Origin of the sequence: Pseudonocardia sp. McavD-2-B (assembly GCF_024124365.1) — a bacterium.
Classification (GTDB): domain Bacteria; phylum Actinomycetota; class Actinomycetes; order Mycobacteriales; family Pseudonocardiaceae; genus Pseudonocardia; species Pseudonocardia alni.
Genome location: NZ_JAMXSG010000127.1, coordinates 1 through 15,929 on the forward strand (window position 1 = coordinate 1; position 15,929 = coordinate 15,929).

Sequence of the window (15,929 nt, forward strand, 5' to 3'; positions counted from 1 at the left end):
GGCCGCCGCGACCCGGCCGGCGCCGGGCACGCGGACCGGCACCGGGCCTGCGGTGTCCTGCGCGCAGGCCGGGCACCAGCCCCCGCTGCCGGGCGGCCCGGCACCGCAGCCACCGCAGGTCCGGGGCAGGAGGAGGTCCAGCAGGGCGGCGGCCGGGGACGGGGCTCGGGTCGGGGTCACGGCTCCGATACTCGCCCCCGGCACCGTCGCCGCGGCCCCGCCGGAGTCCGCCCGAGCCGGGTTGTCCACAACCACCGGAGTTGTCCACAGGCCGGGGATCCGGCCACCGGGACCCGCTCAGCCGGGGTAGAACGGCTGTGCGGCCGCGCCCGTCCCGCCCGCCTGCTGCCAGGCGTCGAACTCGCCGCCGGAGTAGCTCCACAGGCCGGTCCGGTCGGTCACGTACAGCGGGCGCCCCTCGGCGGCGGCCAGCGCCCCCAGCGGCGCGGTCAGGTTCGTGCCGGGGATCTGGTCCAGGCGCAGACCGTCGGCGCTCACCTCGGACATGGGGCGGTCCGAGTCCGACGCGACCACGATCCGGTCCGCGGAGTGCCAGTCGATCGACACCACGTCGTCGAGGTCCCCGGGGCGCAGGCGCCGCAGCGGCCCGACAACGACCTCGCCGTCGTCGAGCGGGACGATCGGGCCGACGAGCAGCGCACCGTCGGCGACGACGGCGATCCGGCCACCCTCACGCGCCAGCGCGACGTCCCCGATCCGGCCGAGCGGCGTCAGCCGGCTCGCGTCCACCGCGCCCTCGACCGGCGGCCCGGACGGCGGGACGAGGACCCGGCGCAGCCTGCCGTTCACGACCGCCCAGATCTCGTCGCCCGCCCCGTTCCAGCTCAGCGAGCGGACGTCGGCGCCGGACACCGGGGTGGCGGTGAGCTCCCCGCCCAGCGGGCCGGTGAGCAGCCGCTGGGTGCCCGTCGACTCCCGGGACACGACGGCGATCCGCCCGCTGCGCGCGGACGCGGCGGCCTCGGTGATGTCGAACGAGCCGTTCCCGGCCTGCCCGGCGACCGGCGCCGCCACGCCGGTCGCGCTGAGCTGACGGACCCGGCCGCCGTCGACGACGTAGGGGAACGCGGGGGCCCGGCCGGGGCCGGCGACGAGGTCGGCCTGGTCCGCGGCCGACACCGTCGGCGTGGCGGGGACCAGCGGTCCGCCGTCGGCCAGCAGCTCCACCCGTGGCACGCCCACCCCGCCGAGGGTCTGCGCGACCTGCGCGGCGAGCAGCTCCCGGTCCTGCGGGGACAGCCCCGACACCCCGGTCAGCTCGATCGACGCGGTGCCCGCCGCGGGGTCGGTCGTCGCCGAGCGGATCCGCGCGGTCGCCGGGAACATCGTCACCGCCGCCCCGGCCAGGCCGGTGGACGGCCCGCGCAACAGCACGTCGACGGCGTCCATCGCGAGCTCGCCGGGACGCCCGCTGCGGATGTAGTGCCCGTCGGGCAGCAGCATCCGGCGGACCGGGTCGACGAACCAGGCCTGCAGCTCGCGGTAGTGCGAGCGGAAGTCCGACAGCCGGACCATCACCCCGGGCGGTGGCCGGTCGATCCGCCAGTGCTCGCCCTCCCGGACGACGCCGACGTCGACCTCGACCCGCTGGGGGGAGGACTCGAACGCCCCGCCCGGCCCGACCGTGCCCAGCCGGGTGCCCCGCACCCGCACCGTCATCCGGTCCGGCCCCGGTGTGCCGTTCTCCGGCGACACGACGGTGTCGAACCGCTCGTCCAGGACGGTCAGCGACGCCGCGTCGTCCCAGTCCGACGCCGACGCCGACAGGTAGCGGCGGGCCTGCGCGTGCCGGTCGTCGGGCGAGCCGGAACGGTAGACGAACCCGCGGACCAGGCCGAGCGGCTCGTCGTCCTCGATCGGGCCGCTCAGGTTCTGCTCGGCGGCCTGCTCGCCCTGGCGCAGCACCTGCACGTCGGACTGCTGGGGCACCGTCGCGCACCCGGCGACGACGGCGGCGGCGACCGTCACGACCAGCGCCGCCAGCGCACGGCGGGCGGTCACCGGTCGCCGCCCGGGTCGATGATGGCGCGCTCGGCGGGCTGCATCGGCGCGTGCTCCTCGGGGCGCAGCCGCCACAGGTCCTCCTCGCGCAGGTCGCGGCCGATCCCCTGCGGCGGGGTCGGCACCGAGCTGCCGTTGCGCCGGTCCCCGGCCGCGGCGGCGGGCGGGCCGAGCGGCAGCGGCGACGCGGTGATGTGCCCGCCCACCTCGCGCGGCAGGGTCAGCCGGAACGCCGAGCCGTTGCCCGGCTCGCCCCAGGCCTGCAGCCAGCCGCCGTGCAGCCGGGCGTCCTCGATGCTGATCGACAGCCCGAGCCCGGTGCCGCCACTGCGCCGGGCCCGCGACTCCTCGGCCCGCCAGAACCGGTTGAACACCAGGTCGGCCTCGCCGGGCCGCAGCCCGACGCCGTGGTCGCGCACGACGACGGCGACCGCGGCGTCGTCGCCGGCCACCGTCACCTCCACCGGGCGGCCCTCGCCGTGGTCGATCGCGTTCGCGACGAGGTTGCGCACGATGCGCTCCACCCGGCGCGGGTCGGCCTCGATCAGCTCGCCCGCCGGCAGGTCCAGGACGAGGTCGGTGCCGGCGTCGGCGGCGATGCCGCGCACCGCGTCGGTCGCCCGCCGCACCACCGCGGACAGGTCGACCCGTTCGGCACCCAGCTCGGCCACGCCGGCGTCGAGGCGGGAGATCTCCAGCAGGTCGGCGAGCAGCTCCTCGAACCGGTCGAGCTCGGTGACCAGCAGCTCGGAGCTGCGGCGCAGCGCCGGGAGCAGCTCGTCGCGGGAGGCGTAGAGGACGTCGGCGGCCATCCGCACGGTGGTCAGCGGCGTGCGCAGCTCGTGGCTGACGTCGGAGGTGAACCGCCGCTGCAGCGCCCCGAACTCCTCGAGCTGGGCGATCTGCGCGGCGAGGCTGCCCGCCATCTCGTTGTAGGACTCGGCGAGCCGGGCGACCTCGTCCTCGCCGCGCACGGCCATCCGCTCGTCGAGGTGTCCCCCGGCGAAGCGTTCGGCCACGTCGGCGGCGTGCCGGATCGGGCGGACCACCTGCCGGGTGACGAGGCTGGCGATCGCGGCCAGCAGCACCAGCAGCACCAGCCCGCCGACGATCAGCGTGCTCTGCACCAGCCCGAGCGTCAGCTGCTCACCGTTGAGCGGGAACAGCAGGTAGAACTGCAGCTCCCGGCCCGCGGTGGCGATCTTCTGCCCGATGACGAGGTTCGGGACGCCGTCGACGGTCGTGTACTGGCGGTTCAGGCTGTCCAGCGACCCGCGGGCGGTGATGTCCTGCTGGCGCGCAGTGATCTGGCCGACGTCGCCGGCGGACACCTCGGGCCCGTTCGCCGACCCGGTGGTCAGCGCGGCGCTGAACTCCCCGGCCGTCCCGGCCCGGCCGGGGCCGGTGGTGTCGGTCAGCCGTTCCAGGGCGGTGTCCAGGATCTCCTGCACGCCCTCGCGGTCCGGGTCGACGCTCGCCAGCTGCCCCTCCAGGACCTGCCGGTTCGCGTCCGACTGGGAGATCGCGGCGTCGAGCTTGCTCTGCAGCAGCCGTTCGGCGATCTCGCTCTGCAGCACCAGGCCGAGCACCAGCACGACCGCCGACGACAGCGCCAGCGTCGAGGTGACCACCCGCAGCTGCAGCGACCGCCGCCAGGCCGCGGCGATGAGCATGCCCAGCTCGTGCGCCTGCACCCGCAGCGGGCCCAGCGCGCGGGCGACCCGCCGGGCCCCGGGCAGCCGGGCCAGCCGGGTGCGGAGTCCGCGGCGACGCGTCACCACGGCCGGTGCACCCGCGGCGCGCCGGTCACGGAGGACCGGCCTTGTACCCCACCCCGCGGACGGTCAGGACCACCTCGGGGCGCTCCGGGTCGCGCTCGACCTTCGACCGGAGACGCTGCACGTGCACGTTCACCAGGCGGGTGTCCGCGGCGTGCCGGTAGCCCCACACCTGCTCGAGCAGGACCTCGCGGGTGAACACCTGGCGCGGCTTGCGGGCCAGCGCGACGAGCAGGTCGAACTCGAGCGGGGTCAGCGCGATCGGCCGGCCCTCCCGGGTGACCTGGTGCGCGGGCACGTCGATGTCGATCTCGCCGATGGACAGCTGCTCGGCGGGCTCGGCGTCGTTGCGGCGGACCCGGGCCCGGATCCGCGCGACGAGCTCCTTGGGCTTGAACGGCTTCACGACGTAGTCGTCGGCGCCGGACTCCAGCCCGAGCACGACGTCGACGGTGTCGCTCTTGGCCGTCAGCATGACGATCGGGACGCCGGACTCCGCCCGGATGGCCCGGCACACGTCGATGCCGTTCATGCCGGGCAGCATCAGGTCGAGCAGCACCACGTCCGGCTGGGTGTCCCGGACGGCGGGCAGTGCCCGCGTCCCGTCGGACACGACCGCTGTCTCGAAGCCCTCGCCCCGCAGCACGATGGTGAGCATCTCGGCCAGGGCCGGGTCGTCGTCGACCACCAGTACGCGCGACTTCATGGACGTCACTATCCCAGCCCCGTGATCAGCACCGGTGCAGCAGGGCGGGCACGAGGGCCGACGGTGCCGCGGCGGGGTCGTCGAGCACCGTCCAGCGGCTCAGCCAGGACCGCGCCGCCAGCTCCCGGTAGACGGCGTCGGTGCGGGCCTGCAGGCCGTCGTCGCTCTCGTAGGCGTCGCGGGCGCGGCCGGGCTCGGTGGCCGCGCGCGACCTCGCCCGCTCCGCGGCGACCTCCCGGGGCGGTGCCAGCAGCAGCTGGTGGCCGGGCACCGGGATGCCGAACCGGTCGATCTCCAGCGCCCGGACCCAGCCGACGACCTCGCCGCCGGCGTCCTGGCCGAGCCGGGCGGCGCTGTAGGCGGCGTTGGAGGCGACGTAGCGGTCCACGAGCACGACGTCGTGCGCGGCGAGCGCCGCACGCAGCCCGGCCGCGGCGGCCCGGCGGTCGAGCGCGAACAGCACCGCCATCGCGTGCACCGAGGAGGCGAGGTCGCCCATCCGGCCGTAGAGCGCGTCGCGGGCCAGCTCGGCGTGCACGTCGTCGTCGTAGCGGGGGAAGGCCGTCGTGGTGACCGAGGCGCCGTGTGCGCGCAGCCCGGCGACGAGCTCCGTGGTGAACGTGTGCTTGCCCGCACCGTCCAGTCCCTCGACGACCACCAGTTCCCCCACGGCGGTCGAGCCTAGGTCAGGCACCCAGCTCCGAGACGGTGGGCCAGGTCGTCGCGAAGCCCGGGTGCAGGTCCAGCTCGCCGAGCCGGTCGGTGCGCACCCAGCGCAGCTCGGTGCTCTCCGCGCCGCGCACCCGGACCGGCGGCGCGTCCGGCGTCCGCACGACGACCGTGGTGTAGCTCCAGCCGCCGTGGTCGTCGACGAACTCCTCCACCGGCGCCAGCCCGGCGACGGCGAGGGTGCTCTCCTCGGCCGCCTCGCGCAGCGCCGCCCGCACCGCGGACTCCCCCCGGTCCCGGGCACCGCCGGGGATCCCCCAGGTGCCGCCGTGGTGGCTCCAGGACGCCCGGTGCTGCAACAGCACCCGGTCGACGCCCGCCGGGTCGGCGTCGTCGCGGTGGCGCACGAGCAGCCCGGCCGCGCCGAACAGGCCCCAGTGCCGGTGCCCCCGGGCGCAGTGCACCCAGCCGTCACCCGACCCGATCTCGATCGTCATCCCGACGGTGACCCCCTGGTACGCCGACGGCGCGGCGCCCCGGGAAGGGGCCACCGCGCCGTCGGAACGGAGAACGCGGTACCGATGCGCGACCCGCGAGCTTCTCGCTCAGTAGCGGTAGTGCTCCGGCTTGTACGGACCCTCGACGTCCACGCCGATGTACTCGGCCTGGTCCTTGGTGAGCTTGGTCAGCTCGCCACCGAGGGCCTGCACGTGGATCCGCGCGACCTTCTCGTCCAGGTGCTTCGGCAGCCGGTAGACGTCCTTGTTGTACTCCTCGTGCTTGGTGAACAGCTCGATCTGGGCGATCACCTGGTTCGAGAAGCTGTTGGACATCACGAACGACGGGTGGCCGGTCGCGTTGCCCAGGTTCATCAGGCGGCCCTCGGACAGCACGATGACCGAGTGGCCGTCCGGGAAGATCCACTCGTCGACCTGGGGCTTGATGTTGATCTTCTTGATGCCCTCGACGCGGGACAGGCCCGCCATGTCGATCTCGTTGTCGAAGTGACCGACGTTGGCGACGATCGCCTGGTGCTTGGCCCGCTTGAGCAGGTCGACCGTGAGGATGTCCTTGTTGCCGGTCGCCGTGACGATGATGTCGGCCTGCTCGATGACCGAGTCCAGGGTCGCGACCTGGTGGCCCTCCAGCAGCGCCTGCAGCGCGCAGATCGGGTCGACCTCGGCGACGATGACGCGCGCGCCCTGGCCCGCCAGCGCCTCGACCGAGCCCTTGCCGGTGTCGCCGTAGGCGGCCACGACGGCCACCTTGCCGCCGAGCAGCACGTCGGTGGCCCGGTTCAGGCCGTCGATCAGCGAGTGGCGGATGCCGTACTTGTTGTCGAACTTCGACTTGGTGACCGAGTCGTTGACGTTGATCGCCGGGAAGAGCAGCTCGCCGCGCTCGGCCAGCTGGTACAGCCGGTTGACGCCGGTGGTGGTCTCCTCGGTGACGCCGCGGATGTCGGAGTTGATCGTCGTCCAGCGCTGCGGGTCCTCGGCGAGGCTGCGGCGCAGGGTGTCGAACACGACCCGCTCCTCGTCGGAGACCGACAGGTCGTCGTCCTCGAAGCTCGGCACGACGCCGGTCTTCTCGAACTCGACGCCCTTGTGCACGAGCAGGGTGGCGTCGCCGCCGTCGTCGAGGATCATGTTCGGGCCGACGACGTTGCCGTCGGCGTCACGGAACTTGAACAGCTGCTCGGTGCACCACCAGTAGTCCTCCAGCGACTCGCCCTTCCAGGCGAAGACCGGGACGCCCTGCGGCTCCTCCGCGGTGCCGTGCGGGCCGACGACGGTCGCGGCGGCCGCGTAGTCCTGGGTGGAGAAGATGTTGCAGGACACCCAGCGGACGTCGGCGCCGAGCGCGACGAGGGTCTCGATGAGGACCGCGGTCTGGGTGGTCATGTGCAGCGAGCCGGCGATCCGCGCGCCGGTCAGCGGCTTGGACTCCCCGTACTCACGGCGCAGGTCGATCAGGCCCGGCATCTCGTTCTCGGCGAGCCGGATGTCCTTGCGGCCGTACTCCGCCTCGGAGATGTCGGCGATCGCGAAGTCCAGGCCGCCGGCGTGCTGCAGCTTCGGGTGATCGGTCATGGGGTGGGTGCGCCTCCTCAGGCGTAAGAGTCGTACTCGTCGGCACGACGGGTGCGGTCCGGCGGGGAGGAGGAGCGGCGTACACGGGTCACGGCGTCCTCCCTCCTCGTCGGAGACAGGCGCCCTTTCTCGTCCGTGCCGGCCGGGCCCGAGCGTGGCGGCCGGTGACGGCCGCTGCAGCGCCTCTCGGCGCCCGGCGATGTCGCGACCTCCATGGTTCCGAGCCACCGCGGGGGTGTCAACTCAGGGGTGATCAGCCTGTCAGGTGCTCGGCGAGCAGCCCGCCCGCCGCGACCTCGCGGCCGTGCGCGGCCAGCAGCCCGGCCGGGGCGAGCACGGACTCGCTGTCGACCCGCACCTCCGCCCGGGCCAGCAGCGGCGCCAGGACGGCGTCATGGCGCACCGTGCGGGCCGCCGCGGCCAGCCCGGCCGCGTCGCGCTGGCGGAACACGCCCCCGGTGAGCACGACGAGACCGATCTCACCCGCGTCGACGGGGGTGTCCGGGCCGGTCCCGGGGTGCGCGGGGTCGGCCAGGACGCCGGTGTGGCGCAGGTGCCTGCGCAGCGCGACCACGGCCGCGATCGCGGCCAGCCTGCGGTCCTCGGCGGCCGCGCCCCGGTCGGCGGGCACGGTGGCCCGCGACTCCTGCAGCGCGGCGACGGCCGGGCCGAGCAGGTCGGCCTCCACCGGGTCGACGATGCCCTCGGTCTGGGCCTCCGTCAGGACGCCGACGGCGCCGTCGCGCACCCCGAGATCGCCCTCCACGGTCGCGGCCGCCGGGCCGGGCCCGGGGCCGCCGCGGTGCACGTCGGTGGTCGCCGACCCGACGTCGACGACGAGCACCCCGGTCCCGGTCAGCCGGGCCAGTACCCCGGCTCCGGCGCCGACCGCGGCGTGCGTGGCGGAGTGGACCAGCGCGCCGAACCGGCCGGTGCCCGCCCCGAGGACGTGCCGGGCGTAGAGCGCGGCGACGGCGTCCCGCGCGGGCCCGGCGACGATCCGGCCCGGCTGCGGCGTGACGTTGGGGCAGGTCGTGACGGCCCGCCCACCGGCCAGCAGCAGGCCGAGCGCGTCGGCGCGGGCGTCGTCGTCGTCGACCGAGAGCAGCACCGGCCAGTGCCCGCGGGTGCGGGCCAGCCTGCCCGCGTTGTGCAGCAGCACCGCCGGGTCGGCACCGTCGGCACCGCCGAGCAGCAGCACCGCCCCGGGGCGGCGGCTCGACAGCTCCAGCACCGCGTCGGTCTCCAGCGGCCCGGGGTGCACCCCGACCACCCGGGCCCCCGCGGAGCGGCAGACCCGGTGCCCGGCCTCGGTGGCGATCAACGTCTCGGCCCCGACCACGGCCAGGCGCAGCGCCCCGCCCGCCGAGGAACAGGCCAGCACCCGCGGCGCCGCACGCCTGCCCCGGCCCGCGGCGGCCGCCGCAGCGGCGACGGCCGCGTCGACCCCGGTGAGCACGTCGGGCGTGGTGGGGTGCTCGGCGAACCCCGCCGGGGTCCCGTCGGGCAGCACCAGCACGGCCTTGGTCGAGCAGGAGCCGACGTCGAGGCAGACCGCAGGCGAGTGCGGGTCGTCCGGCGACGCGTCGGTCATGGACGGCGAGCGTACTGCGGTCGGGCGGTCACAGGGAGTGTCCGCGGCAGATCCCTTGCGACCCGCACCTGCCCGAGAGGTGGGTGATCGCGGTCACCCCCGCCGGTAGGTTGATCGACGTGCTCGGACTGATGCAGGACCGCCCGCTGACCCTGCCGCACGTGTTCCACCGCGCGGAGCAGCTGTTCGGGCGCAAACGGATGGTGACCGCTCGACCGGACGGCACCGAGGACGTCGTCACGGTGGCCCGGTGGGCCGAACGGGTACGGCGGCTCGCGACCGTCCTGGACACCCTGGGCGTCTCCGCGGACGGCCGCGTCGGCACGTTCTGCTGGAACACCTCCCGGCACCTGGAGCTCTACCTCGCCGCCCCGTGCACCGGCCGGGTGCTGCACACGCTCAACATCCGGCTGCACCCCGACCAGCTCGTCTACGTCGCCGAGCACGCCGGCGACGAGGTCGTCTTCGTCGACCGGTCCCTGCTGCCGCTGTTCTGGCCGCACGTCGACCGGCTGCCCGGCGTCGCGCACGTGGTGGTGCTCGACGACGGCGCCGACGTCGCGGTCCCCGACGACCCGCGGATCCGGTCCTACGAGGAGCTCCTGGCCGCGGCCGAGCCGTACGCGGGCCGGTTCGTCGTCGACGACGAGAACACCGCCGCCGCGATGTGCTACACGTCCGGGACCACCGGGAACCCGAAGGGCGTGGTCTACAGCCACCGCTCGACGATGCTGCACTCGCTCGTCACGCTGATCGCCGACGGTCCCGCGCTGGCCGAGCGCGACGTCGTCATGCCGGTGGTGCCGATGTTCCATGCGAACGCCTGGGGCCTGCCCTACGGCTGTCTGCTCGCCGGCACCGACCTGGTCTTCCCCGGCCCGGACCTGTCCCCCGGCGCGATCGTCGACCTCGTCGAGCGGCACCGGGTCACCGTGACCGGCGGGGTCCCGACGATCTGGATGAACGTCCTGCCGCTGCTCGGCGGCCACGACCTGTCGTCGCTGCGCACGATCTTCTGCGGTGGCTCGGCGGTCCCGAAGGCGCTGTGCGAGGAGTACCGCGTCCGGCTCGGGGTGCCGCTGCTGCACATCTGGGGCATGACCGAGACCTCCCCGATCGGCACGATGGGCGTGCTCGGCTCGCACCTCGACGGCGCCTCCGACGACGAGCTCGCCGCCGCCCGCGTCCGCCAGGGCAGGCCGATGCCGCTGGTGGAGATGCGGATCGTCGACCCCGAGACCGGTGAGGAGATGCCCTGGGACGACCACGCCACCGGTGAGGTGCAGGCGTCGGGGCCGTGGATCGCGAAGGAGTACTACCGCGGTGAGGGCGGCGGCGCCCAGTTCACCGACGACGGCAGGCTGCGCACCGGCGACGTCGCCACCGTCGACCCGTACGGCTCGTTCCGGCTGGTCGACCGCACCAAGGACCTGATCAAGTCCGGCGGCGAGTGGATCGGCACCGTCGAGCTGGAGAACGAGATCATGGCGCACCCGAAGGTGGCCGAGGCCGCGGTGATCGGCGTCGCGCACCCGCGGTGGGTGGAGCGGCCGCTGGCCTGCGTCGTCGTCGAGGACGGGGAGTCCCTCACCCTCGACGAGCTGCGGGAGTTCCTCGCCGACCGGGTCGCGAAATGGTGGCTCCCCGACGCCCTGGAACTGGTCGACGAGGTGCCGAAGACCAGCGTCGGCAAGTTCTCCAAGAAGACCCTGCGCGAGCGGTTCGCCGGGTACGCCCTGCCGAACGCATGATCACCGGTACCTGAGCGCTGCCCGGCCGCGCCGTGACACCGGTCAGGTACCGGTCGATCCGTGTCGGGGGCCGTCTCAGTCCGAGGAGGTCGCCTGGGCGGGGAGGTCGCCGCGCTCGCGGCGGCCGAGGATCGAGTTCTTCCGCGAGTACGCGAAGTACACGATCACGCCGATGACCATCCAGATGACGAACCGCAGCCAGGTCTCGACCGACAGGTTCAGCATCAGCCACACGCAGGCGAGCACGGCCAGGATCGGCACGAGCGGCACCAGCGGGGTGCGGAAGCCGCGCGGCAGGTCGGGCCGGGTCCGGCGCAGGATCACGACGCCGATCGAGACCAGCACGAAGGCGAACAGCGTGCCGATGTTGACCATCTGCTCGAGGTCCTGGGCCGGGAAGAACGTCGCGACCAGGGCGATCACGACGCCGATCAGCCAGGTGGCCCGGCCCGGGGTGCCGAAGCGGTTGGTCTTCGCCAGCGCGGTCGGCAGCAGCCCGTCGCGCGACATCGCGAAGATGACGCGGATCTGGCCGAGCATCAGCACCATGACGACCGTGGTGAGTCCGAGCAGCGCGCCGACGGCGATGATCGTCGCCGCCCAGTTGATGCCGAGCGAGGCGAACGCCGTGGCCAGCGTGGCGCGGGTGCCGTCGGGCTTCGTGGCCAGATCGGTGTAGGGCACCATGCCGGTGATCACCAGCGCGACGGCGACGTAGAGCACGGTGACGATCGCGAGCGAGCCGAGGATGCCGCGGGGCAGCGCCTTCGACGGGTTCCTGGTCTCCTCCGCGGTCGTGGCGACGGCGTCGAAGCCGATGAAGGCGAAGAACACGATCGCGGCGGCGGCGAACACGCCGTAGACGCCGAAGACGCTCGACGAGGCGCCCCCGAAGAACGACAGCAGTGACTGCTGGATGCCGGTGCCCGTCTCGACGGTGCCGGGTGTGGGCTCCGGGACGAACGGGGTGTAGTTCGCCGCGTTGATGAAGAAGGCGCCCAGGATGATCACGAACAGCACGATCGCGACCTTGATCGTGGTGATCACCAGGCTGACCCGGCTGGACAGCTTCGTGCCGCGGTAGAGCAGGAACGCCAGGACGACGACGAGCAACAGCGCGCCCCAGTCGAAGGAGAAGAAGCTCCCCAGCTCGAACGAGGTCGACACCTCGATGCCGATCAGGCCGAGGGTCTGGGCGAGGTACTCCGACCAGCCCTTCGACACGTAGGCCGAGCCGACCGCGAACTCCAGGACCAGGTCCCAGCCGATGATCCAGGCGATGAACTCGCCCAGGGTGGCGTAGGAGAAGGTGTAGGCGCTGCCGGCGACCGGCACCGTGGAGGCGAACTCCGCGTAGCAGAGGGCGGCCAGACCGCACGCCACCGCGGCCAGCACGAACGACAGCGACACCGCGGGTCCCGCGATGTTGCCGGCCGTGCTGGCGGCGAGGGTGAAGATGCCGGCGCCGATGACCACCGCGACCCCGAAGACGATCAGGTCGATCGTCCCCAGGTCCTTCTTCAGCCGGGTGTCCGGTTCGTCGGTGTCCCGGATGGATTGCTCGACCGTCTTGGTGCGGAACATGCCGCCACCACGGCTCGTGACCGTCATGAGCGGTGAAACTACGTCCGCGATGCGGTCTGCGTCACGCCATGCAACGCGGATTTGAGGTCACGATGCGGTTGCGCAACGACACGCCCGGCCTCAGACGGTCCCGCGCTCCAGCCCGTGGGCCTGCGCGACCTCCTCGGAGAGGAGCACGCCGTGATGGGTCGACAGGCCCGCGGCGAGGTGCGGGTCGGCCTCGGTCGCGGCCCGCCAGCCCTGGTCGGCCAGGCGCAGCACGTGGGGCAGCGTCGCGTTGGTGAGGGCGCGGGTCGAGGTGTGCGGCACCGCACCGGGCATGTTCGCGACGCAGTAGAAGACGGTGTCGTGCACCCGGTAGGTCGGGTCGGCGTGGGTGGTGGGCCGCGAGTCCTCGAAGCATCCGCCCTGGTCGATCGCGATGTCGACGAGTACGGCGCCGGGCCGCATCTGGGAGACGAGCTCGTTCGACACCAGGGTCGGCGCCTTGGCCCCGGGCAGCAGGACCGCGCCGATCACCAGGTCGGCACCGGTCACCGCCTCGCGCACGGACAGCGCGGTGGAGTACTGGGTGCGCACGGCACCGGCGTACTGCTCGTCGATCACGCGGAGCTTGTCCACGTCGACGTCGAGCACGGTCAGCGTCGCGCGCATGCCGGCGGCGATGGCGATGGCGTTCGCCCCCGCGACCCCGGCACCGAGCACGACGACGTCGGCGCCCGGCGCGCCCGGGACGCCGCCCAGGAGCATGCCGCGCCCGCCCGCCGAGCGCATGAGGTGGTAGCCGCCGGCCTGCGGGGCGAGCCGGCCCGCGACCTCGCTCATCGGGGCGAGCAGCGGCAGCCGGCCACGGGAGTCGGTGACGGTCTCGTAGGCGATGGAGGTCGTCCCCGCCGACAGCAGCGCGTCGGTGCAGGCGCGCGACGCGGCCAGGTGCAGGTAGGTGAACAGCGTCAGGTCCGGGCGCAGGTGGCCGTACTCCGAGGGGATCGGCTCCTTCACCTTGAGCAGCAGCTCGGCCGAGCCCCACACCTCGGCGGTGTCGGACACGATCTGCGCCCCGGCCTCCTTGAAGTCGGCGTCGGCGATCGCGGACCCGGCGCCGGCGTCGTGCTCGACGACGACCTCGTGCCCCCGCCCGACGAGCTCGTGCACCCCGGCGGGCGTGAGCGCCACCCGGAACTCGTTGTCCTTGGTCTCCTTCGGCACTGCGACACGCATGTCCTTCTCCTCCACTCGGCCCGCCAACTGCGTCAATGGTGAAGAAACATCGATAGTGTGCCAACAGAACTGAACAAGATTTTCGGAGGGCCTTCGTGAACGATGAATCTTCGGAGCCGCGGCGGATCAGGCCGTCACCGTCGAACCCTGTTCGGCTCGACGGTGTCGACCGGGCCCTGCTGCGCCAGCTGGAACGGGACGCCCGCACACCGAACAACTCACTCGCCGCGGGCGCGGGGATCGCGCCGTCGACGTGCCTCGGCCGCATCCGGGCGCTGCGCGAGCACGGGGTGATCCGCGGCTACCACGCCGACGTCGACCCGGCGGCGACCGGCCACCCCCTGCAGGCCATGATCTCGGTCCGCCTGCAGTCCGACGCCCGCGACCGGCTCGCCGAGTTCGTGACCCGGGTGTCCCGCCGCCCCGAGGTGCGCGACGTCTACTTCCTCGCCGGCGACGACGACTACATGATCCGGGTCGCGACCGCCGACACCGTGGCACTGCGTGACCTGGTCGGGACGCTCAACGCCTGGGCGGAGGTCGCAGGCACCCGGACATCGCTGATCTTCGAGCACCACCGGGCACCCGACACCTACTGAGCCCCGTCGTAGCCGTGGCGGAGCAGGGCGAACGCCGCGTCGAGGTGCTCGCGGGCCCGGCCCGCCTGCTCGCGCAGCAGCGGCGGGATCCCGACGACGACGTGCGCCAGCACCCGGTCCGCCGGTGCCGGCTCGGCGCGCCCGGCGTCCGCCGCGAGTGCCGCGGCCAGCGCCGCCTCGTGCCGGGCCCACATCCGGCGCGCGTGGTCGCGCAGGCTCGGTGCCGCGTCGGTCAGCTCGCGGAACCGCTCCAGCTCGGCCGCCGACGGCCGTCGCGCGGCGGGCGGGCCGTCGACCCGCGCGAGCAGCCAGGCGTACAGCCCGTCGACGACATCGGTGCCCGGCGCGCGGTCGCGCACCGCGGCCACCAGCTCGGACTCCTGCTCGGTGTCCTCGTCGAACAGCAACGCCTCCTTGCTGCCGAAGTGCTTGAACAGCGTGGTGACCGAGACGTCCGCGGCCTCGGCGATCTCGGCGACGGTCACCTCGTCGAAGCCCCGGTCGAGGAACAGGCGCAGTGCGGCGTCCGCGATGCCCTGGCGGGTGGCGGCCTTCTTGCGTTCGCGGCGTCCGGGCGTGGTCACGGCGACAGATTAGCGCAGTCACTCTGAAAGTGTAGTCACTACACTTTTCAATCGACTTCACCTACAGTCGTGGCCGACCCACTCGCACTCCCCCACCCGGAGGCCACCATGACCACCCCACCGCGCGTCCTCGTCACCGGAGCCGGACCCGGCGGACTGACCCTCGCCCGCGTCCTGCAGCGCTACGGCATCGCCGTCACCGTGCTCGAACGCGAGGCCGACATCACCACCCGCGACCAGGGCGGCACCCTGGACATGCAGCGCGACAGCGGCCAGGTCGCGCTGACTTCCGCCGGGCTGCTGGAGGAGTTCCTGCGCGTGTCCCGGCCCGAGGGCCAGGACATGCGGATGCTCGCCCCGGACGGCTCGGTCCTGCTCGACGAGCGGGCCGCCCCCGGCGAGCTGTTCAACCCCGAGATCGACCGCGGTGACCTGCGTGCGCTGCTGCTCGGGTCCCTGGCCCCCGGCACCGTGCGCTGGGGCACGCGGCTGGACCGTGTCGAGCACCGTGACGACGGCGGGCTCGACGCCGTGCTCGCCGGACCACCCGACGGCACCGGCCCCGGCACGCGGGAGCACCTCACGGCCGACCTCGTCGTCGGGGCGGACGGGGCACGCTCGCGGGTGCGACCCCTGCTGTCGGCGGCGACGCCGTCCTACACCGGGGTGACCTTCGTCGAGCTGCGGGTCACGCCCGCGTCGTTCCCGGGCCTGGAGGCGCTCGTCGGACGTGGGGGGATGACCACCCGCACCACCGGGCGGGCCCTGTTCTGCCAGCGGCTCGGCGACGGCTCGGCCCGCGTCTACGCCGGGTTCCGCCGTCCGCCCGGCTGGGCCGCCGTGCACGGCCTCACCACCACCGCCGGGGTGCTCGACGACCCGGCCGCGGCCCGCGCCGTGCTGCTCACCGCGTTCGCGGGGTTCGCCCCCGAGCTGCGCGAGCTGATCGTCCGGGCCGACGACCGGATCGTCGAGCGGCCGCTGGAGATGCTGCCCGTCGGGCACCGCTGGGACCCGGTCCCGGGGGTCACTCTCATCGGCGACGCGGCGCACCTGATGTCGCCGTTCTCCGGGCAGGGCGCCAACTCGGCCATGCTCGACGCCGCCGACCTGGCCCGCGAGGTCGCGGCGACCCCGCACGACCTCACCGGCGCGGTCGCCCGCTACGAGGCGACGATGTTCCCGCGGGCGGAGCACAACGCCGCCGGCGCGGCGCAGGGGCTGGAGCGCTTCTTCTCGGCGGAGGCGGCCGCCGACCCGGTCGCGGTGTTCGCCGAGGCGATGGCCGAGGCCGGGGCGCACGGCGACGCCGGAGGGGCCGGCCCCGC

14 protein-coding genes are annotated in these 15,929 nt (G+C 73.9%); 3 read left to right on the forward strand and 11 right to left on the reverse strand.

The window, feature by feature from the left end; translation table 11 throughout:
- From NH602_RS17285 to NH602_RS17320, 8 genes are all read right to left on the reverse strand, one after another.
- Positions 1 to 180: double zinc ribbon domain-containing protein (locus NH602_RS17285; RefSeq protein ID WP_253068339.1), on the reverse strand; the 180-nt coding region annotated here is incomplete at its 3' end.
- Positions 181 to 297: 117 nt separating this feature from the next.
- Positions 298 to 2,022 (reverse strand): LpqB family beta-propeller domain-containing protein, encoded by a 1,725-nt coding sequence (locus NH602_RS17290; protein WP_253068340.1) that lies wholly within the window; start codon positions 2,020 to 2,022, stop codon positions 298 to 300.
- The gene (mtrB, locus tag NH602_RS17295) at positions 2,019 to 3,803 is read right to left on the reverse strand and encodes an MtrAB system histidine kinase MtrB (protein ID WP_374210197.1); all 1,785 of its coding nucleotides are present in this window, start codon (positions 3,801 to 3,803) and stop codon (positions 2,019 to 2,021) included. The genes NH602_RS17290 and mtrB overlap by 4 nt, the downstream gene beginning before the upstream one ends.
- Positions 3,804 to 3,828: 25 nt before the next feature.
- The gene (gene mtrA / locus NH602_RS17300; RefSeq protein ID WP_020622190.1) at positions 3,829 to 4,506 is read right to left on the reverse strand and encodes an MtrAB system response regulator MtrA; all 678 of its coding nucleotides are present in this window, start codon (positions 4,504 to 4,506) and stop codon (positions 3,829 to 3,831) included.
- A 25-nt stretch (positions 4,507 to 4,531) separates the two neighbouring features.
- A complete protein-coding gene (locus tag NH602_RS17305; protein WP_073576338.1) occupies positions 4,532 to 5,176 on the reverse strand; it encodes a dTMP kinase in 645 nt (214 codons plus the stop codon).
- A 16-nt stretch (positions 5,177 to 5,192) separates the two neighbouring features.
- Entirely contained in the window at positions 5,193 to 5,672 is a 480-nt protein-coding gene (locus tag NH602_RS17310) for an NUDIX hydrolase (RefSeq protein ID WP_073576339.1), read from the reverse strand.
- A gap of 108 nt (positions 5,673 to 5,780) precedes the next feature.
- On the reverse strand, positions 5,781 to 7,268 hold the full coding sequence (gene ahcY, locus NH602_RS17315; RefSeq protein WP_179761888.1) for an adenosylhomocysteinase: 1,488 nt from the start codon (positions 7,266 to 7,268) through the stop codon (positions 5,781 to 5,783).
- 253 nt (positions 7,269 to 7,521) lie between these two features.
- Entirely contained in the window at positions 7,522 to 8,862 is a 1,341-nt protein-coding gene (locus tag NH602_RS17320) for a glutamate mutase L (protein ID WP_179761887.1), read from the reverse strand.
- A gap of 119 nt (positions 8,863 to 8,981) precedes the next feature.
- Between NH602_RS17320 and NH602_RS17325 the strand changes: the two genes are divergently transcribed.
- Positions 8,982 to 10,613 (forward strand): long-chain fatty acid--CoA ligase, encoded by a 1,632-nt coding sequence (locus NH602_RS17325; RefSeq protein WP_253068341.1) that lies wholly within the window; start codon positions 8,982 to 8,984, stop codon positions 10,611 to 10,613.
- A 75-nt stretch (positions 10,614 to 10,688) separates the two neighbouring features.
- Here NH602_RS17325 and NH602_RS17330 read toward each other — a convergent pair whose 3' ends face one another.
- Together NH602_RS17330 and ald are read right to left on the reverse strand one after the other, a co-directional pair.
- Positions 10,689 to 12,224, reverse strand: a complete 1,536-nt coding sequence (locus NH602_RS17330) for an amino acid permease (protein WP_073576342.1) — start codon at positions 12,222 to 12,224, stop codon at positions 10,689 to 10,691.
- Between the two features lie 93 nt (positions 12,225 to 12,317).
- Entirely contained in the window at positions 12,318 to 13,418 is a 1,101-nt protein-coding gene (gene ald / locus NH602_RS17335) for an alanine dehydrogenase (RefSeq protein WP_253068342.1), read from the reverse strand.
- A gap of 95 nt (positions 13,419 to 13,513) precedes the next feature.
- Here ald and NH602_RS31935 point away from each other — a divergent pair, with 95 nt between their 5' ends.
- A complete protein-coding gene (locus NH602_RS31935) occupies positions 13,514 to 14,017 on the forward strand; it encodes an Lrp/AsnC family transcriptional regulator (protein ID WP_100878662.1) in 504 nt (167 codons plus the stop codon).
- Here NH602_RS31935 and NH602_RS17345 read toward each other — a convergent pair.
- Complete coding sequence (locus NH602_RS17345; RefSeq protein WP_253068343.1) at positions 14,011 to 14,601, reverse strand: TetR/AcrR family transcriptional regulator; 591 nt, start codon at positions 14,599 to 14,601, stop codon at positions 14,011 to 14,013. The genes NH602_RS31935 and NH602_RS17345 overlap by 7 nt on opposite strands.
- 108 nt (positions 14,602 to 14,709) lie before the next feature.
- On the opposite strand from NH602_RS17345, the gene NH602_RS17350 reads away from it, so the two are divergent.
- The coding region (locus NH602_RS17350) for an NAD(P)/FAD-dependent oxidoreductase (protein ID WP_253068344.1) at positions 14,710 to 15,929 on the forward strand (1,220 nt) is incomplete at its 3' end.